Here is a 19,901-nt window from a genome sequence, read left to right on the forward strand (position 1 = left end):
CCTTAATCTCATGTATGATCATTTTCATTATACGTGTCCCCATATGAAAATGCAAATTCTTTTAGCCCCAGGCGCCATTGCATTATCAGTAAGTATCTGATAAAATATTAAGGAAATTCAAAAGAGAGAGGTCCAAACATGAGTGAAGAAAGCTATACAACTGATATCGGGGCATGTAAGCCCAGCGACTGTGCTTCCTGTACTGCCGACTGTTCCAGTGCCGGCGGAAGTAACGGCACCATTCCCAGAGTTCCCAATCCTACCATCAAACTGACTCTGGAAGACGATACGGTACTGGAATGTGCCGTTCTCACTACCTTTCCTGTAGAGGGCTTCGGAGAATATATTGCTCTGGTTCCTCTGAACCAAAATGGAAAGAGTCCTGAGGGAGAAACTTATTTATTCCGTTTTTCCGAAGATGGAGACAACCCCGTTGTCAGCAATATTGAGCGGGAAGATGAATACATGGCGGCTGCTGAAGCCTTTCATGACTTTATCGCAAATTTAAAAAGTGAAAAAGACCTGGAGGAAAACTGATTTTTCCTTCTGCCTAAAAGGGACTGTTGCATTAAATATTTAATGCGACAGCCCCTCTTCTTTTGTTTCTTCATGCTCCTCTACTACTGGGCATCAGCTTTCAGGCTGGGGATTTCCACCTGGACTTCCGTATCTTCTGTATAATCAATATTATCAAAATGGAAACCAAACATATGGTAAAAGTCTTCCCAGTATCCGTCAATATCAGAAACTTCTTCTACGTTTTCTGTAGTGACCTTTTTCCAGCACTCCATTACCTGATTCTGGACCTTATCATCTAATTCCCAGTCATCGATACGAATCTGGTATTTTTCATCTGCAGGCACCTGTTCCACCAGCAGCTTATCCTTGAAAAGTCTGGCGATCTGCTGGATACATCCCTCATGAGTTCCCTGTTCCTTCATCACCTTATATAAAATAGCAAAATACAGAGGCACAATAGGAATTGCTGCACTGGCCTGGGTAACCAGAGCCTTATTAACAGAAATATAGGCCTTTACATCCTCATACTTCTCATTAATCTCTCCTGCAGTTTTTGTCAGATGGCGTTTTGCCTGACCGATGGTTCCGTCATAATAGATCGGATATGTAAGTTCCGGACCGATATAAGAATAAGCCACTGTTACTGCATCTTTTTCCAGTACATCGGCGGCTTTCAGCGCATCGATCCAGTCCATCCAGTCTTCTCCGCCCATAACCTTTACAGTACCTTCCAATTCTCCTTCTTCTGCAGGTTCTACTGTCTTGGTAACAATGGTATTTGTCCGCAGATCCAGACTCTTTTCTGTAAAAGGCTTGTCTGTGGTCTTCAAAGTGGATACCCACATTTTCCCCTGGGCATCAGTCCTTCTGGGCGCCGCCAGACTGTAGATTACCATATCCACCTTTCCCAGGTCTTCCTTTATTATGGAAATCGCCTGTTCTTTTACTTCTTTTGAAAACGCGTCTCCATTAATGGATTTTGCATACACCCCTTCTTTTGCAGCCTCTTCCTCAAAAGCGGCTGTGTTATACCAGCCTGGAGTGGCTGTTCTCTTTCCATTAGATGGCTTTTCAAACATAATTCCCAGTGTAGCTGCATGACATCCGAAAGCGGACGTGATCCTGCTTGCCAGTCCATATCCCGTGGAAGCTCCGATTACCAGGACCTTTTTTGGCCCCCCTGTAATCCCCTGCTCTTTCACATACGCGATCTGCTCTCTTACATTCTCTTTACAGCCCTGGGGATGGGCAGTAGTACAAATAAACTCTCTGACCTTAGGTTCAACAATCATGATATGCTCCTCCTGGATTTCTATAATCACTTCTCAATCTCTTCTGCATATTTACTTTGAGTCTCAAAACATTCTAACACACCCCAAAATAATATGCAAGATTTTTGTTCCTATTTTCCTGTGGTACTGCCCATGCCACCGTTGCGTACTGCTGTAGCATCATCGTCCACTGTAATCCCATACTCCAGAAAAATCCCCTGAGCGAATCCTGTTCCCCCCTCTACCTGAACGGTCTTTCCTTCTTTTGAATCATTAGTTATCTTAATAAAAATATGACCTTCATTATCTGAGTAATAATAATCGCTGTCAATGATACCAACTGTATTATTTAACTGAAGACGGTATTTAAATCCCAGTCCGCTCCGGGGATAGATTTTCAATACCCAGTCTGGTTCCATCCAGGCCCGGATCCCTGTAGGCATTTTCAGAGTTTCTCCCGGTTTCAGCTCAAAATCTACCGGGCTGAAGAAATCATAGCCGGCACTTCCTGCAGTGGCTCTTCTTGGAAGACGGATCCCATCATAAATCTCCCGGATTTTTTCTTCCTCTGTCTGCGGAAAGGCGCCCAGCCATCCTTCCCGGAACTGTTCCCAGGTTACCTTCTGGAATTTTGCGATTCTCCTCATATCTTTCTCCTTACTCATGGCTTGTTCAAAGTTCTTTTCTTATCTGATATCTGTTAAAACAAAAGAGCTGCCGCACATAGTTCATTGCAGCAGCCCCTCAATTTTCTTTTAATTCTCTTTTGGCACGTCTTTCATGCTGAAGCTGATGCGGCCCTGTCTGTCTTTACCCAGGCAGACTACCTTCACAACATCTCCCAGGGAAAGTACGTCTTCTACCTTGTCGATGCGCTCTTTCGCAATCTTGGAAATGTGGACCATTCCTTCTTTGCCAGGAGCAAATTCCAGAAATGCGCCGAATTCCTTAATGCTTACCACTTTTCCTGTAAGAATCTGTCCTTCCTCAAAATCTGTGGTAATGATATTGATGTATTTTACAGCCTTATCCATCATGGCCTGGTCTGTGCCGCAGATAGAAACACCGCCGTTGTCGTCAATATCAATCTTTACGCCGGTTTCATCGATAATGGCATTGATGGTTTTTCCCCTCTGTCCAACAACATCACCAATTTTTTCCGGATCAATCTGGATCTGAATGATCTTAGGCGCATATTTGCTTACAGTCTCTCTGGGCTTGTCAATGCATTTTGCCATAACTTCATCCAGAATATATTCTCTTGCCTCTCTGGTCCGGGCAATCGCTTCCTCAATGATCTGTCTTGTAAGACCGTGGATTTTAATATCCATCTGAATAGCAGTGATTCCTTCATGAGTTCCTGCCACCTTGAAGTCCATATCGCCGAAGAAGTCTTCCAGACCCTGAATGTCTGTCAGTACAATATAATCATCGTCTGTCTCTCCTGTTACCAGACCGCAGGAAATACCGGCAACCGGTTTCTTGATCGGAACGCCTGCAGCCATCAGAGACATCGTAGAAGCACAGATACTTGCCTGGGAAGTAGAACCGTTAGACTCAAAAGTCTCGGAAACGGTACGGATAGCATAAGGGAATTCCTCTACACTTGGCAGTACGGGAACCAGAGCTCTCTCTGCCAGAGCCCCATGTCCGATCTCACGGCGTCCTGGGCCTCTGGAAGGTTTTGTCTCTCCTACAGAGTAGGATGGGAAATTATAGTGATGCATATAGCGCTTGCTCACTTCAAACTCGTCCAGTCCGTCCAGTCTCTGAGCCTCAGAAAGAGGTGCCAGAGTGGTAACAGTACAAATCTGAGTCTGTCCTCTTGTAAACATAGCAGAACCATGTACTCTTGGTACGATATCTACTTCTGCTGCCAGAGGACGGATCTGGCGGATATCCCTTCCGTCAGGACGTTTATGATCCTTTAAGATCATCTTCCGGACAGTTTTCTTCTGGTACTGATAAATAGCATCTCCTAAAACAGCCAGCCATTCTTCATTGTCCGCAAAAGCTTCTTCCAGCTTCTCGGTGATCTGGCGGATATTTTCCTCTCTCACCTGTTTCTCGTCTGTGAAGACAGCTTCTTCCATCTCTTCAGGAGTAACGATTTCTTTGATAGCGGAAAATAATTCTTCCGGAACTGCACAGCTCTCATAAGAGTGCTTCTCTTTTCCACATTCTGCAACAATCTTATCAATAAAAGCAATGATTTCCTGGTTCACTTCATGAGCCTTGAAAATTGCTTCGATCATCTGAGTTTCCGGCACTTCGTTGGCGCCAGCTTCGATCATAATAACTTTTTCTCTGGTAGAAGCTACAGTAAGCTGAAGATCGGAAATCTCCTTCTGTGCCAGAGATGGATTAACTACAAACTCCCCATTGATCAGACCAATCTGTGTAGCGGCACAGGGACCGTCAAAAGGAATATCGGAAATGCAGGTGGCAATAGAAGAGCCCAGCATTGCCACAACCTCTGGATTACACTCCGGGTCTACAGACATGACCATATTATTCAGAGTCACATCATTTCTATAATCTTTTGGAAACAGGGGACGCATAGGACGGTCTATTACACGGGAAGTCAGGATGGCATGTTCACTGGCCTTTCCTTCTCTCTTATTAAAGCCTCCTGGAATTTTTCCAACTGCGTACATCTTTTCTTCATATTCTACGCTTAATGGGAAGAAATCGATTCCTTCTCTGGGCTTATCAGAAGCCGTTGCTGTAGATAATACCGTAGTATCTCCATAGTGCATAAATGCAGCACCATTTGCCTGCTTAGCCACACGACCAACATCTACTGTCAGTGTTTTGCCGGCAAGCTCCATTGAAAAACTTTTATACATATCTTTTCTCCTTTTACTTATTGCGGTCCTGCATCTCTCTCCGAAACAACTGAAAAAAGCACTTGGGGCAAATGTTCTTTTCAGTGGTCTCGGCACAGGGCACGCGGACCGCTGTTTTCATGGCGTAAAACAGGGCGGAATTTCTCCCGCCCCGTCAACCCTGATCTGATTACTTTCTGAGACCTAACCTTTCAATTAAAGAACGGTATCTCTCGATATCTTTTTTCTTCAGGTATGCAAGTAAACCACGTCTCTGACCTACCATTTTCAGAAGACCTCTTCTGGAATGATGATCTTTGTGATTCACCTTTAAATGCTCTGTCAGCTCATTGATTCTTGCTGTAAGAACTGCAACCTGTACCTCAGGTGAACCTGTGTCTCCAGGTGTTCTTGCATATTCTGCCATGATAGCCTGTTTCTTTTCTTTAGAAATCATTTTGTTTTCCTCCATATACTTTTAATAATCGCCGGTGATTAAGAAACGGTTGGAGATTCCAATTCCTGAACCACGGCTGTTTCCAACGTTTTGAGTATAGCATAAGGAGATTGGGTTGTAAAGGGAAAAATCTACAAATATTATACTCCACAAAAAGCACCACCATGTTGTACTGCAGACTGTGAAATCTATCCCTTTAACAATTTTCCCCCTGTATACCCTAAAATAAGCCAGAAAAAAGCTGTTGCCGCTACACAGCTGTTATTTACCAATCCAGCAATCTCATAAGCCAGCAATCCAAAGAGAAGCAGATATTCCAAATTTCCTGAGGGTGTTTCCTTTTTAATCAGTCTTCCTGCTCCTTTAAAAAAGCACCAAGCAAAAATATACAGCATACAGAAAAGGGAAATAAGCCCGCTGCTTATAGCCGTCTGCAAATACCAGCTATGGGCCTGTTCGATACAGTAATCTGCGCTTCCATGTACATTCAGCATACCTGCTACTTCCGACTGAGGATAGTAAAAAGGAAAGGTCCCAATTCCCCTGCCGAGAACCACTACATCCCAAAGAAGCGGTATGGAGGAAATCCAGATATAGCCTCTCCCTGTAAAAAGGGAATAAAACTGTTCAAATCCAGTAATAACCGGCTGAGGAATCCTGGAAAGTAGGGAGCCATTAAAATCCACATAGTACAAAAGTCCATCCTGTACATAGAACTCCACCGGGTCCTGATATCCGAAATCCAAAGAGAGAACTCTTCCCACAACTGATAGAGAAATTTTTTCATATTCTCCTGAAAGTCTTGCTCCTTCCAATGTAGCTTCTAATGGAATCTCCGTATTCTCTTCATCGCTGAATCGAAAGTCCTCTATTGTAAGATCTGCAGCGTCTTTCAGAACTTCTACCTGGAAATCTCTCTGCTTTCCTTCCACAGAAAGAATTCCCTGGTTCAACTGTATTTTTTCTACAGTGAATACTTCTGAAGTTTTCTCATATTGACTATTGACCACTGATTCTTTTACATTCCCTAATAAATTTTCCCCTTTGGTAAAGCTGCCTGGGGCTATCAGTAGAATAAGGACACAGACGGTCATGATGATTGCCGCCTGCAGATAGTTTTTCCAAATTTTCTTGGAAAACAGCAGTATTCCTTCTACGAGCAAAGTAATCACAGACGCATAAAATGCACCTGAAGAATCGGATACAAAAACATCAAAAAACAGACCTCCAGCTAAAATCCCGTCCAAGATTCTTGCACCTGTAGATTTTTCGGTCAAAGCGGAAGCAGTCATTACTCCAAATAGCAGTGCGCAAAATCCCCCAAAGAATCCAGGGTTTCCAAAAGTAAGCGCCACACTCCCATTATAATCCAGATAAATATTTTCCAAAAGATGCTGATATCTTTCTGGTGTAAGAAGCTTTTGGACTGACTCTATATTAAAGGCAGGCCCCCAGACAAGTTCGGCCACTGCTCCAATTGTAAGCAGCAGACTCAGCAGCCGGATGCTCCATATCAAAAGTTTTTCTCCCCATTTGCCGGCAAAAAGAAAAAATCCGCCGATAAATAGCACCATATATCCAAAAATTGCAGCCAGGCCCTCATAGTCAATACTCAGGCCCATAAATCCATACTCCCTATACTGGGAAAATATACAGGACAACACATTCAGTAAGAAATAAAGTCCCAAGGCGGCCCAAAGCTTTCTGCCTTTCCAAAGATCTTCCGGAAATTTGTCTGCAAGAATCCAGTAGGCCAAAAATCCCAAACCCATAGCCGCCAACAAAAACAAGGCAAAAACAAATAAAACAACCTCTTTATTATAGTAAAAAAGGTCTACTGTAAATTTTGACTTTTTAGCGAAGTAAATTAATTCCATTCCTTCCGGTCTCGCCACGTGGAAGTAGATCAAAAAAGGGTAGAACACCATAAACAGGGTTAGGATCACTGCCAGGACTTTTCTATAGTTTTCTAAACGTTTCATAATCTTCCTCTGATACCGAAGAGCCCCATTACATCTTATGAGCGATGTATGGGGCTCTTCTTCATGTATAATCACACAAAATATTTACTTCTTTTATAATATTTTTAATAATAAAAAACTAATTACCTGTCTTTGGAGATTTTTTCTCTGCAGTTGTCTTCACAATCTTGGAGGTTTCTCCTTTTACTTTTTCACCTTTGTTAGCGCTATTTGCAGCATTAACATCAATAGTTCCCTTGTAGTTTTCATTCTTATCTAAAACTACAACTTCACCATTAGACATAACCTTAATGATGGCTACTGGGGAAAGGGTATCAAAGTGAGCGGTTACATAATATCTTGAATAGGTATAATTATCGTAATCATATCTATTAACTTTAACCGTACCTTCCATAACTTCCCAGGTTCCATCATCTTTCTGATGAAGGATATATACCGTATCTCCTTCTTTGAGCCCTTCAATATCACCATTTGTATATTTATAGCCTGATTTATATTCTGTATTATTTCCAAATGTCAAATCAAGGTCAACGCCGCCTTCTGGTACTTCTACTTCTTCCCATCTATCATTTACAAGTTCAAGATCGCTTGCAGCAATAACCTTAACCTCCTGGCCGTCTTCTACCGTATAACCTGCTTCGTAAAGAATATCCTTAACCTTTTCTTCATCACTTAAGATTTCCTTAACTTCCTGGCTAAGATCTTCCATACTGTATGCAGTTACCTTATTTCCGTCTTTGTCGGTACCTTCTGACATCCAAATCGAATTGAAGGTTAACGTTTTTCCATCATTAACAATCTGCTCTGGGTCTGTTGGGCTGGATGCGAATACGCCTATACTCATGCTCATGCAAAGTACGGCTGCTGCAACAACTGCAGCTGCTTTTTTTATTTTGCTCATTGTTTTCTTTCTCCTCTCTATTTTGTGTGACATGATTTATTAAAACATTCCATTACAGAATGTCTTAACCTTAAAAAGCAAAGGTCTTAATTACCTGTCTTCGGAGATTTCTTCTCTGCGGTTGTCTTTACAACTTTTACAGATTCACCTTTTACCTTATCACCTTTATTGGCTTCAGTTGTTGTAATTGTACCTGTTTCATTACCATTTTTATCCAAGACTGTAATCTTACCGTTGGACATAACTTTAATGATCGCTACTGGAGAGAAGCTGTCAAAATGCGCTTTTACTTTATAGGTCGTAACGTCACCAGATGTTTCTACGACTGCTGTAGCTTCCAGCACTTCCCAGGTTCCGTCAGCTTTCTGATGCAGGATATAAAGAGTATCATTATTTTTGATTCCCTCTAAATTCGGGTTGGAAAGTCCACTCCACAAATCAGCTCCCAGATAAAATTCAAAGTCTGTACCCCCTTCTGGGATCTCTACTTTTTCACCATTTCTGGGATCGATAAGCTCCATATCAGAAGCTGCAATAACGGTAATATCCTGATCGTCTTTTACCTCATATCCGGCATTTATAAGGATATCCTTTATCTGGCTTTTGTCCTGTAAGATTGCTTCAACTTCTTCACTAAGATCTTTAGATACCGCTACTGCGCTGATACTTGGGCCATCCTCATTATCCAAAGACATTCCGTAAGAAATACCTGGAATCTGGTCCGGATCTGTAGGGCTGGAAGCCAACACTCCCATACTCATACTCATGCAAAGCACTGTTGCAGCAATAAACGCTGCCGCCTTTTTCAGATTTTTCATTCCCATCTTTTTCTCCTTTCTTCTCCTGGGATTTTTTATAAAAATGTCTTGATATACCAGACATTCTTATACACTTCGTAAATCTTCTCAATTTTCCCCCACCAGTGTAGCATTTACCAGCCATCTCTGATCAGGATACTCTCCGATACAAGTAGACAGCGTCAGAATTTTGCTCTCCTGGGTCACCTGCACATCTTGATTTACATTTCCGTCAATGGAACTTCTCAGCTCGTCCAGATATTTCTGGAAGTCATCCTTATCCTGGAAGTTATAATTTCCTAGTATATAACGGTCATCAAAGGCCACTGCCGCAAAAATTTGGTACTTCAAAGTCTTGTCCGGCAGATAAATATAAATATAGGGATTACTGTCAAAAAATGTTCTGTCCGTATATTTATGAAGATCCGCAAACATAGTTCCTTCCTTCATATTATGTCCATATACCACCGTCACCGGATCCGTGAAGGAAGTTGAATTATATTTTTCAGTATAAATAGAACCTGGATATCCTGCTTTCCCATCAATCGTTGTGTTCAGATAATAGTCATCAGCTTCCGTAACAGACTGCAAAATGGGATAATTCACATTTGTCCCCGGTATCTGGATCCAGGCATAGACATCTGGATTTATTTCCTGAAGCGCTTCAAAATCCACCTGGTTTTGAACAGGATCCTCAGCTTGTGTTACAGCCTCTCCCTGGAGTGTCTGATATTCTTCTTCAGCCTCAACTGGATCTGCTTCTTCCACCTGTTCCTGAACAACTGCCTCAGACGCTTCCTGCTGAAAGAAAAAAATCACCCCTGCTGCCGCTCCCAGAACAATAATCAGCGCTACCACTGCAGCTATCACTATTTTTTTTGTCTTTTTCATCTTTCCTTTCCTCTTTTCCCTTAGTTTGCGTTTTCTGCCGGACCGCCTTCTATAACGGTATTTTCCTCTGTATCAGAATCATTTGTCTGTTCTGCCGGAACCTCTTTATAAAACATCTGGATCACCAGCTGTTTCAGAGCATCTGCATCTACATGATATTCTTCATGCTCTCCGCCAGTAATCGTCTCCCCTGGCACCATACTGATATTTTCCAGGTTTATCTCCATATTCAGCAGTTCCGGTACTAAGTACGTGATATCTGCCACAGTTACATCTGTACACATATTTTCTGTAAGACTTTGGAACATTTTCACCGGCAATGTTAAATCCTTCCCTACAGCCTCCTTTGCCTGTTCAAGGTAACAAGTAATATACTGCTTCTGTCGTTCCAGTCTTCCCATACTGCTTTTGGGTATCGTCTCATCTCTCTGCCGTACATAGTCCAACGCCGCCTGTCCTTCCAAATGCATCTGCTGCCCTTCATAAAAGCTTCCATTCCACCAGTGCACAGTTTCTATTGATACCAGATCCACCCCGCCTATAGCGTCATTTAATGCCGGTAGTGCCTGGAAATTAATTGCACAATACCTCTGTATCGGAAGATGAAACAGCAGATTGGACACTGTATCTATCATAAGTTCGCAGCTTTTTTCTGCCGTCTGCCCATAGGCATACTGCAGTGTGATCTGCTCGTTCTCTGTGCGTACAAAATTTCCCTTTGTATCTATAAGCTTTACAGGTACCATGGTTTCCCTTGGAACGGCAAGAAACTTTAATGTATCTTCCTTTGTATCAATGCTGGCAAGGATTACTACATCCGCAAGCCCTTCGCTTCCGGTTTCTCTTTTCTCCTCTATGGGAATATCTTTGTCAATGCCCAGGCATAGAATATTGATCACATCAGAATTATACTGGTATTGTTTCCCATCATATGTAATATAAAATCCTTCCTGCTCTTCTTCAGATATAGAATCTTCTGAAGTATTTTCCCTATTTTCCATATTTGCATCCATTATCTGAACCTGAGATTTCAGACTTCTTTCTCCCTGAAATCTCAAATATAAAAGGCCCAGACCTGCTCCGGCTACAATCAGCAAAATAGTCCCCAGAACAATTGCCGCCGCTATCTTCAGTCTCGACTTTTTTTTCTTATCTATTTTCTGTTCTTCCACAAAACTCACTCATTCCATTTCGTTTATCAGCAGATTACATTCTGCATAGAGATTTAATCTGTGGTAATTATATCAAATCTGTGTCTTTTGTCGCCCTTTTATTCAGAAACTGTCTTCTGATTGTAATATTCTGTACATGGAATCATAACTTTTACATAAAATCCACCTTCATTTTTCTCAGATTTAACTATCCCCTGATGCTTCTTTAGGAAATATCTCAACTTTCCAATCTGAAATCTTCCTTTACATCTGGTCTCCAGTATCAATACCACCTGATTTTTCACCGTTCCGGCAGTAAGAGAAATTTTTCTTTTTTCCGCCTCCACAGTCAGATTCCCTTCGATGGATTTCTCCAATAAAAGTACTAAAATCTCACTTAGCACTTCATAGTTTAAAGAACCCTTTCGGTAATTTCCAAAGAAAAAGCTGCAGAAAATCTGGTTTTGACTGGCCTTCCTGGCATAATAATACAAGACTGCATCAATTTCCCATTCACTGCAATAAACTCCAGCCTTAATACTGTGGTATTCCTGTTTCAATTTTTTCAGATAGTTTTCTGCTCTTTCTCCAGAAAAGGCTTTTTCCTCAAACTTCTCTATCTCCTTCATTTGGTGATCGATGATTTTTTGATTTTCTTCCATTCTTTGAATCTGTTCATCAATGGCTTTTCTGTGCAGTCCCAGGAATTCCTGCTGTTTTTTTAAAGCCCTGTGTTCCATCTCTATTCTCTTCATATAACCCATCCAGCTTATGACTCCTACTGTTCCTGCGCCTGCTGCCATCAGGAAAAACAACAGCCACGTAACCCAGGACATCTGGCTCATCTTGTTTGCATAGCCATTCCACCAGGACATGATTCCCAAAAGAATATACAGCACTGTAAAGGAAATCCAAAATTTCCTGTGCTTCAGTTCTTTATTTCTATATTTTCTCAATCTATCCCGAAAGAAAAAATATAGAGGAAGAAACACTGCATACATCACCAATGGTATAAAGAGGTCCAAAGGCTGAAAAGGTCCTGCACTTAGAAACAGACTATTCCTGCCTTCTACAAAATTTATCATTGCCAGTATGACGCCGTTTAAAGCCACAGTATAGATTTCTGCTGCTATAGAAACAACCATGATTTTTAAGGCATCTCCTGCAAATGTGTAAAAGGCAACTCCCCACAGGATCACAGATTGAAAAGTAATGAAAAATTCATAACAATTGTTCCAGAAAGGATTTTGAGCAATGTAGTCCTGAAAAACAATTCCGCCTAATAGATTTAGCAGAATATTTCTTCCCAGATAGACTAGAGTGAGAGCCAGAAGTGACCTTCTTCTTTCTAAAGCTGTCAGCTGGATAATAAAAGCAATGGATATATTGGACAGTAAAATCAAGGCAACCCGAAAGGCAATCTGCCAGGGAAGCATTTCCATATTCATAGTCTTCCCTTTCCATAAAGGAGAATCCTGTCAGCTACTATCCTATTCTCCCTGTCTGCTTTAATCACTCTGGTTCCCTGATATTTCTCTACAAGACCGGAAATAATCTTCGTACCAATTCCATGTTCTGTCTTTTTATTTTTTTTCGTAACAAAACTGAACTCTTCCTCTGAAGAAATACAATTTTTAACAGTTATCAATATCTTATCCTCTTTCTTTTCCATATAAAACCAGATTCCTCTTCTCTCCCCCTCACGGCACCGCTGATTTGCTTCTATAGCATTATCCAGAAGGTTACATAGAAGTCCTACCATGTCAGCCTCTTCGATTTCCCTGTAAAGACAGTCTTCAGCACGTATATCTGCAGGAATTTCTAACTCCCGGCACTGCCTGGCCTTCATATCGAGAATCGTCTCCACAATCTCGTCCTTGCAAAACTCCCTTTTCTTTAAATCTGCATATTCTTTTTTCAGCCCCTCCATGTAGCTTCTGATCTCTCCCCTATCCTCCCGCGCTTCCAGAAGGCTTTCCAAGGTCTGGATATGTTTTGCTAGATCATGGCGGTACTTGCCAGAAGCCTCTATACGTTTCTGTATCCCTTGATAAAAATCTTTTGCCGTATCCATATACTCAGACAGCAGGCGATTTTCTTTTTCCAGAGCGTTCACTCGCATTCCAACAAGAATCAAAAGCAGGGAAGCCAGCAAAAGGATTGCACTTCCTAAGATCAGCATATAATCCTCCCCCTTCTTGCGGCAGATATAGCTTTTAGAGCATCTGTGTCATAGCCCAGCGCATAAATGCTGTCTTCACAGCCTTTGTATGACTTCTGCTTATCATGATCTTTGTCCCATTTTTCAAAATAAAGCATCCCTTTCCGAGTTCTCGGACAGCTGGCATATATACGATATAACTGTTGTGACAGCGAACAAAATCCATCTTAGACAATTTTTCCATCACACTTCCCAGCTTATCCCATATCTCATAATTTCCCCACACAGTTACAATCCTGGTAATTCTTCCGCTTCGCTCAAAATACAAAATATCTTCCGGAGCAAGAACCACTTCTTTCCCACCAATGGCTGAAAAGACAAGATTTTCTGACTTCTGCTCTATGGTATGCAAAATCTTTCCAAATACCTCTCCGATCCTATCCTGGAACTGTTCTTTTAAGACAAAAAAAGTATGTGCGGTATGATAAGTTTCCGTAGCATAACTCAGATAATTAGTAAGATATATGATCTGGCAGCTTTTCCATTTTTTATTAATTTTCCCAGCCAGAGCAATTCCACTTTCCTCCCCCAGATCTACATCCATAAAAATTGCTTCCAAGGGAGCTCCCTCATAAACCTCCAGATTTTCTCCCTGTGAAAAATACAGCACGTCTATTTTTATATCTACTTTCTTTCCATATGCCTCAATAATCCCTTTTGCTTTCTGATACCATTTACTGTCATCATCACAAATTCCCACTCTCATTACCGGTCTCTCCCACCTTTATACAAGTTTTTTCAAGGCCGATTTCCTTGACATTTTCTTATAGTATACTCCAAGTAAGTATAGCAAATTCTTACCTATTTATATCCGTCCACGCAAAATCTGTCGCTTTTATGTAATATTTTGTTTAATTTTATACCCTAACCTGGCAGGTATCAATCATTATTATATAAATTCTTTTTTAAACTTGTATTTTATCCATTTTTATATTTCCTTAAGTATATATAGAGAAAGAGACCGGATGAATCGCTCAATCCGGTCTCTTTCATTTTTTTTTCTGCTGAAAATATTCTTTTCCTGTTTGAATATCCCTCATCATCTGAATTTTTAATTCTTCCAGAGAAGAAAACTTTAATTCCGGTCTCAGATAGCGGTAAAATTTCACCTCTGCCTCCTGTCCATACAGGTCTTCATGACAGGAAAACAGGTAGGTTTCCACACCCAGAAAGTTTTCCTTAACCGTAGGCTTATAACCTACATTGGTAATTCCCTGGTAAGTTTTCCCCTGAATGACTGACTCCGTAATGTATACCCCATTAGGAGGCAGTTTTTTTATAGAAGGGGGAATCAGATTTGCCGTAGGAATACCAATGGTCCTTCCCAGCTGTCTTCCATGGACAATCTCTCCTTTTGTAAAGTAGATATACCCCAGAAGACGGTTCACTTCTTCCATATGGCCTTTTTCTAATTCTTCCCGGACATAGGTACTGCTGATATCTCTGTTCCCGTACTTCTCTTTCTCTACAATTTCTGTGTAAAAACCATAGACCTTTCCCAGTTCCTGCAAAAGCTGAGGCGTACCTTTACGCTGATATCCGAAGCGGAAATCTGGTCCTACAGCAAGGTATTCTCCATGAAGCCTGTCCACCAGATATTCTTTTACAAAGGCCTCTGGCTCCATATGCATCAGCTCCTCTGTAAAAGGACACTCCGTAAGAATATCTACTCCCAGACCTTCCGCCAGTTCTCTTCGCTCTTCATAAGTAAGCAGAAATTTGGGAGAGGTGTGAAGCATAAAAGATTTAGGAGCCACATCAAAGGTAAATATCACGGTTCTGCAGTCTCTGCTCTGTCGTTCCTTGATGCAATTTATCAGCTTCTGATGTCCCCGATGAAGTCCGTCAAATTTTCCCAGAGTAATGCCGCTTCTGATTCCCTTCTCCAGATGAGGTACCTGTGTGGTATAAATCATGTTTTCTCCTTTCGGATGTCAGAATCTAAGAAGTCCTGGGGCGAAGAAAAAATTGTTGTGGGACGATACTGGCGTCTTTCTTTCTGCCATTGATAAATTCCTATAAAAATCCCACTGCTGTGATATACCCTGACATTCTCGCCGGGGATCTCCCCCTTCCATGGAAGGGGATTTCCATTTTCCAGCATCTTGTCAAATTTTCTGTCTGCCAGAATCTTCGGATAATCTGAAAACATTTCATCCGGCCCAAGGATATACTTTTCCAGTTCCCCCTGGTTTACCAGTTCTTCTATCTGCGAAAGCTTCAGACTGTTTTCAATGGAAAATCTGTCTACTCTGGTCCGAAGAAGACTCTCCATACAGCCTTTGCATCCCAGTTTTTCTCCGATATCATGACACAGAGTCCTTATGTAGGTTCCCTTGGAACAAGTTACCCTGACAGTGACAAAAGGCAGTTCCATGGAAAGGATCTTTATGTCGTAGAAAGTCACTGGTCTGGGCTTTCTCTCCACTTCTTTTCCCTCTCTGGCCAGTTCATATAACTTCTTTCCCTGAACTTTTAGTGCAGAATACATAGGTGGAACCTGCATCTGTTCTCCCTCAAAGCTCCGGATGCACTCTGCCACTTCCTCAGGAGAAACTTCTACAGGACGTTGGCATTTTACTTGGCCTGAAATGTCCTGGGTATCCGTCTCAATTCCCAGATGGATCACTGCCTCATAAGTCTTTCTTTTATCTGTCAGCATCCCGCAGAGTTTTGTAGCTCTTCCCAGGCAGACAGGGAGGACTCCCTGGGCATCCGGGTCCAGGGTCCCTGTGTGGCCGATTTTCTTCTGCTTCAAAATTCCTCTCAGCTTTGCCACCACGTCATGGGAGGTATATCCCTTTTCCTTATAAACATTTAAAACTCCGTTTATCATGATTTCTGACTTCTCTCTTTAAGCTGTTTTGCAATGGGTCTGGTAAGGTTGTTGATCACATCATATACGGACCCCTGCATAGTACAGCCAGCAGCTTTTACATGGCCGCCGCCGCTGAAATAGGATGCCACAGCATTTACATCAACGTTACCATTTGAGCGAAGACTTACCTTAAATTCCTGCGTCTTTACCTCATAGATAAAAATCGCAACTTCCACGCCTTTGGTCACTCGGAGCTGCTGAACAATTCCGTCCAGATCCTTGGGCTCCACTCCGTAAAACTCCATATCTCTCTTCCTGATATATCCCACGATTACCTTGCCATCCATGATCAGGATGCTTTCCATGAGGCATCTGCCTAAGATTTGATTCTGGACATAACTTTTCTCATAGAAGGATTTATCTATGATCTCAGAAAAGTCAATTCCCATTTCCATCAGTTCCGCAGCAATTCTCATAGTCTGAGGAGAAGTACATGTATACTGGAATACTCCTGTATCATGGGCAATTCCCGTATAAATGGCCTCTGCAGTCTCCTTGGTAATCTTTTCTTTTTCCAGAAGGGTATACAAAAGTTCTGAGGCGGAGCTGATCTCCGGTCTGATCACATTGATATCCCCGAAACCTTTGTTACTTATATGATGGTCGATACAGATAGTCCTGCCTGCACTTTCATATCCGGCAATTGCTACTCCTATACGGTTTTTCTCACTGGTATCCAGGACAAAGAAAACATCGTATTTTTTATTTTCATCATACTCTGTCTTAACCTGGTCCAGACCCTGGATAAAAGAGAATCCTGACTTAGGCTCTTCCAGATATACATCTGTCTCAATTTCCGGATAATTGGTCTTTAAATAAAGATATAAACCCATGCAGGCTCCCACACAGTCTCCGTCAGGACGGACATGCCCTGCGATACCTGCAGTCTTAACACCTTTTAATTCACTGGTTATCTTCTCCATCTCCCTGCACCTCCTGTGCATCTTCTTTTTTGCTCACTTCGTCAATGAGTTTCGACATAGCAACACCATACTCAATGGATTCGTCCAGGATGAAACGAATTTCAGGGGTATTCCGAAGATTTATATTTTTCGCCAGCTGTCTGCGAATATACCCCTCTGCGTTTTTCAGCCCCTGAAGGGTATTCTTTTTTTCTTCTTCATTTCCCAGTACACTGATATAGGCTCTGCATGTCTTCAGATCCGGCGCAACCTCTACAGATGTTACTGAAGTCATTGGATGGATGCGTGGATCTTTGATCCCTCCCCGGATCAGATTGGCCAGCTCATGCTGCACCTCTGCATTGACCCGGGTGTTTTTTATACTGTTTTTTCTCATAACTTCCTTCCCGGTTTCTTCCTACCTTGGCACCTCCACCATGATGTAGGCTTCTACCTGGTCCTCTTCTTTAATATCATTGAAACCTTCAAAGACAAGACCACATTCGTAGCCGGCCTTTACTTCTTTTACATCATCTTTAAACCGCTTCAGAGAAGCCAGTTCTCCTTCGAAAATCTGCTCTCCTTCTCTTGAGATACGTACTTTGCAGTTTCTCTGGAACATACCATCTGTCACATAGGAGCCGGCAATATTTCCTATACCGGAAGCCTTGAAGATCTGACGGATTTCTGCGTGTCCGATAACCTTTTCCTCGAATACCGGATCCAGCATACCTTTCATAGCTGCCTCTACATCCTCGATAGCCTGATAAATAACTCTATACAGACGAAGGTCTACTCCCTCCTGCTCTGCAATAGATTTTGCAGTAGCATCAGGTCTTACATTAAATCCGATAATGATCGCATTAGATGCGCTTGCCAGAGATACATCAGATTCATTGATGGCGCCTACGCCTCCGTGGATCACCTTTACTACCACTTCCTCGTTAGACAGTTTTACCAGGCTCTGTTTCACTGCCTCTACAGAGCCCTGAACATCTGCTTTAACGATAATCGGAAGCTCTTTCAGATTACCAGCCTGGATCTGACTGAACAGATCATCCAGAGACATCTTTGATTTAGTCTCTTCCAGAAGACGGTTTTTATTCTCTGAAACAAAGGTTGCCGCAAAGTTTTTCGCTTCTTTGTCATTTTCAGTTACTACTAAAATCTCACCGGCATTAGGAACATCGTTAAGACCAAGGATTTCCACTGGAGTGGAAGGGCCTGCTTCTTTTACTTTTCTTCCTTTATCGTCAATCATGGCTCTTACTTTTCCTGAGCAAGCGCCTGCTGCAATAAAGTCTCCTACATGAAGGGTACCTTTCTGTACCAGGATTGTAGCCACAGAGCCTTTTCCTTTATCCAGCTTTGCTTCGATCACAAGACCTCTGGCTCTTCTGTTTGGATTTGCTTTCAGCTCGGCAACCTCTGCTGTCAGCAGGATCATTTCCAGAAGGTTATTGATTCCTTCTCCGGTATGAGCAGAAACAGGTACAAAGATGGTGCTACCGCCCCAGTCTTCCGGAATCAGCTCATATTCAGAAAGCTCCTGTTTTACTCTCTCGATATTGGCGCTTGGCTTATCAATCTTATTAATGGCAACGATAATTTCTACTCCTGCAGCCTTTGCATGGTTGATAGCCTCGATAGTCTGAGGCATAACGCCGTCGTCAGCAGCTACTACCAGTACGGCGATATCTGTAGCGTTGGCGCCTCTCATACGCATGGCGGTGAAGGCCTCATGTCCAGGAGTATCCAGGAAAGTAATCTTCTGTCCGTTAATCGTTACCATATAGGCGCCGATATGCTGAGTGATGCCTCCGGCCTCACGGTCTGTTACATGAGTTTTTCTGATACAGTCCAAAAGAGAGGTTTTACCATGGTCTACATGACCCATAACGCAGACTACCGGCGGTCTAGGAACCATGCTGCTCTCATCATCTTCTTCATCTTTCAGCAGTTCTCCGATAACATCTACTTTCTCTTCAGGTTCTGCGATGATATCATATTCCAGAGCAATTTCCTGAGCCTTTTCAAAGTCGATCTCATGATTTACGGTTACCATGATTCCTTCCATGAAAAGTTTTTTTACGATCACAGAAGGCTGCATCTTCATCTTATCTGCCAGTTCCCGGATTGTCATTTTTTCTGGAAGTGTGATTTCTTTTACTTCTTCCTTTTTCTCTTCCTTTGGATGAGAAACCGGCTTCTGAAGCTGAAGAGCCTTGGGAATACGCTGAGTCTGACGGCGTCCGCCCTGATTAGGTCTTCTGCTCTGGTTCTGGTATTCATCTCTTCTGTTATCTTTCTTCTTATTTTCTCTGTTTGCCTTCCGGCTGTCTTTTTCTACAAATTCCAGATTCGGTGTTTCAAATTTATTTCCCTGATCTCTTCTGGAATCTCCTCTTCCCTCATTCTTGCCTCCGAAGCGGCCCTGCTGACGATTCTCGCCGGAGAAACGGGAACGGTTTTCTCCATTGTTAAAACGTCCCTGGGAACGGTCATTTCCGCTGTTTTGACGATTCTGGCGATTGTCGCCACGGCTGTCGTTCCGGTTGTTCTGATGATCCTGTCCGCCGCCAAAACGCCCGCCCTGACGGCCTTCTCCATTATTGTTCCGATTGTTAAAGCGGCCCTGAGAACGATTTTCTCCACCTGCCGGACGGTTCTGACGGTTTTCCCCATTCTGTCCGTTATACCGGTTATTATTGGGGCGGTTGTTTCTGTTTTCCTGTCTTGGACCGCCATTTGCATTTCTGCTGCCCTCTCCCTGACGGTTATCCTGGCGTTTATTCTCTGGTCTCTGTTCCTGTCCAGGTCTTGTATTCTGACGGGGCTTCTGTTTTCTCTCAGGCATATGGCTTGCGTTCTGAGGCCGGAACACCTGGATAAACTTCTTCTTTGGCTTTTCTCCTGCACTGGTGGCTGATACATTCCCCTTCTTAAAATTTGCTCTTACCATCCGCGCGTGGTCATCCTCTACTGTGCTCATATGGCTGGTCAGATCTATATTCTTAGATTTCAGAAAATCCAAAACCTCTTTATTGCTTACATTCAATTCTTTTGCGAGTTCATAAACTCTCACTGTTGACATATATTGCCC

At 42.4% G+C, this 19,901-nt stretch carries 18 protein-coding genes; 1 reads left to right on the forward strand and 17 read right to left on the reverse strand.

From position 1 onward, the window contains the following. The first annotated feature begins 138 nt into the window (after positions 1–138). A complete protein-coding gene (locus B5G33_RS00800; RefSeq protein WP_087416406.1) occupies positions 139–537 on the forward strand; it encodes a DUF1292 domain-containing protein in 399 nt (132 codons plus the stop codon). An 83-nt stretch (positions 538–620) separates the two neighbouring features. Here the strand turns inward: B5G33_RS00800 and fabV are convergent, their stop codons facing one another. The 17 genes from fabV to infB all read right to left on the reverse strand — a co-directional run bounded on the left by fabV (position 621) and on the right by infB (position 19,892). Continuing rightward, on the reverse strand, positions 621–1,811 hold the full coding sequence (gene fabV, locus B5G33_RS00805) for an enoyl-ACP reductase FabV (RefSeq protein ID WP_087416407.1): 1,191 nt from the start codon (positions 1,809–1,811) through the stop codon (positions 621–623). Between the two features lie 110 nt (positions 1,812–1,921). Continuing rightward, positions 1,922–2,437 carry a deoxyuridine 5'-triphosphate nucleotidohydrolase gene (locus tag B5G33_RS00810; RefSeq protein ID WP_087416408.1) on the reverse strand — a complete coding sequence of 172 codons (516 nt, stop codon included), beginning with the start codon at positions 2,435–2,437 and terminating at the stop codon, positions 1,922–1,924. Between the two features lie 108 nt (positions 2,438–2,545). Then, complete coding sequence (locus B5G33_RS00815; protein ID WP_087416409.1) at positions 2,546–4,639, reverse strand: polyribonucleotide nucleotidyltransferase; 2,094 nt, start codon at positions 4,637–4,639, stop codon at positions 2,546–2,548. A gap of 169 nt (positions 4,640–4,808) precedes the next feature. After that, positions 4,809–5,075, reverse strand: a complete 267-nt coding sequence (gene rpsO, locus B5G33_RS00820) for a 30S ribosomal protein S15 (protein ID WP_087267405.1) — start codon at positions 5,073–5,075, stop codon at positions 4,809–4,811. A gap of 188 nt (positions 5,076–5,263) precedes the next feature. Continuing rightward, positions 5,264–7,057 (reverse strand): O-antigen ligase family protein, encoded by a 1,794-nt coding sequence (locus tag B5G33_RS00825; RefSeq protein ID WP_087416410.1) that lies wholly within the window; start codon positions 7,055–7,057, stop codon positions 5,264–5,266. A 118-nt stretch (positions 7,058–7,175) separates the two neighbouring features. Next, positions 7,176–7,958: a hypothetical protein gene (locus tag B5G33_RS00830; RefSeq protein ID WP_087416411.1), complete on the reverse strand. Its 783-nt coding sequence runs from the start codon at positions 7,956–7,958 to the stop codon at positions 7,176–7,178. Between the two features lie 86 nt (positions 7,959–8,044). Further along, on the reverse strand, positions 8,045–8,782 hold the full coding sequence (locus tag B5G33_RS00835; RefSeq protein WP_087416412.1) for a hypothetical protein: 738 nt from the start codon (positions 8,780–8,782) through the stop codon (positions 8,045–8,047). Between the two features lie 81 nt (positions 8,783–8,863). Next, a complete protein-coding gene (gene srtB / locus B5G33_RS00840) occupies positions 8,864–9,646 on the reverse strand; it encodes a class B sortase (protein ID WP_087416413.1) in 783 nt (260 codons plus the stop codon). Positions 9,647–9,666: 20 nt separating this feature from the next. Further along, on the reverse strand, positions 9,667–10,818 hold the full coding sequence (locus B5G33_RS00845) for an LCP family protein (RefSeq protein WP_087416414.1): 1,152 nt from the start codon (positions 10,816–10,818) through the stop codon (positions 9,667–9,669). Between the two features lie 98 nt (positions 10,819–10,916). Continuing rightward, positions 10,917–12,245, reverse strand: coding sequence for a hypothetical protein (locus tag B5G33_RS00850; RefSeq protein ID WP_087416415.1), 1,329 nt, complete (start codon positions 12,243–12,245; stop codon positions 10,917–10,919). Then, complete coding sequence (locus B5G33_RS00855; protein WP_087267385.1) at positions 12,242–12,979, reverse strand: sensor histidine kinase; 738 nt, start codon at positions 12,977–12,979, stop codon at positions 12,242–12,244. The genes B5G33_RS00850 and B5G33_RS00855 overlap by 4 nt, the downstream gene beginning before the upstream one ends. A 34-nt stretch (positions 12,980–13,013) precedes the next feature. After that, positions 13,014–13,724, reverse strand: a complete 711-nt coding sequence (locus tag B5G33_RS00860; protein WP_087267382.1) for a LytR/AlgR family response regulator transcription factor — start codon at positions 13,722–13,724, stop codon at positions 13,014–13,016. A 283-nt stretch (positions 13,725–14,007) separates the two neighbouring features. Then, positions 14,008–14,934: a bifunctional riboflavin kinase/FAD synthetase gene (locus B5G33_RS00865; RefSeq protein WP_087267379.1), complete on the reverse strand. Its 927-nt coding sequence runs from the start codon at positions 14,932–14,934 to the stop codon at positions 14,008–14,010. Further along, a complete protein-coding gene (truB, locus tag B5G33_RS00870; protein ID WP_087416416.1) occupies positions 14,931–15,854 on the reverse strand; it encodes a tRNA pseudouridine(55) synthase TruB in 924 nt (307 codons plus the stop codon). The genes B5G33_RS00865 and truB overlap by 4 nt, the downstream gene beginning before the upstream one ends. Further along, positions 15,851–16,819, reverse strand: a complete 969-nt coding sequence (locus B5G33_RS00875; protein ID WP_087267373.1) for a DHH family phosphoesterase — start codon at positions 16,817–16,819, stop codon at positions 15,851–15,853. Before B5G33_RS00875 ends, truB begins: the two co-directional genes overlap by 4 nt. Further along, positions 16,800–17,195, reverse strand: coding sequence for a 30S ribosome-binding factor RbfA (gene rbfA, locus B5G33_RS00880; RefSeq protein ID WP_087267370.1), 396 nt, complete (start codon positions 17,193–17,195; stop codon positions 16,800–16,802). Before rbfA ends, B5G33_RS00875 begins: the two co-directional genes overlap by 20 nt. A gap of 21 nt (positions 17,196–17,216) precedes the next feature. Beyond that, the gene (gene infB / locus B5G33_RS00885) at positions 17,217–19,892 is read right to left on the reverse strand and encodes a translation initiation factor IF-2 (protein ID WP_087416417.1); all 2,676 of its coding nucleotides are present in this window, start codon (positions 19,890–19,892) and stop codon (positions 17,217–17,219) included. Positions 19,893–19,901 lie beyond the last annotated feature (9 nt).

Source organism: Blautia sp. An81 (genome assembly GCF_002161285.1).
GTDB classification, from domain to species: domain Bacteria; phylum Bacillota; class Clostridia; order Lachnospirales; family Lachnospiraceae; genus Blautia; species Blautia ornithocaccae.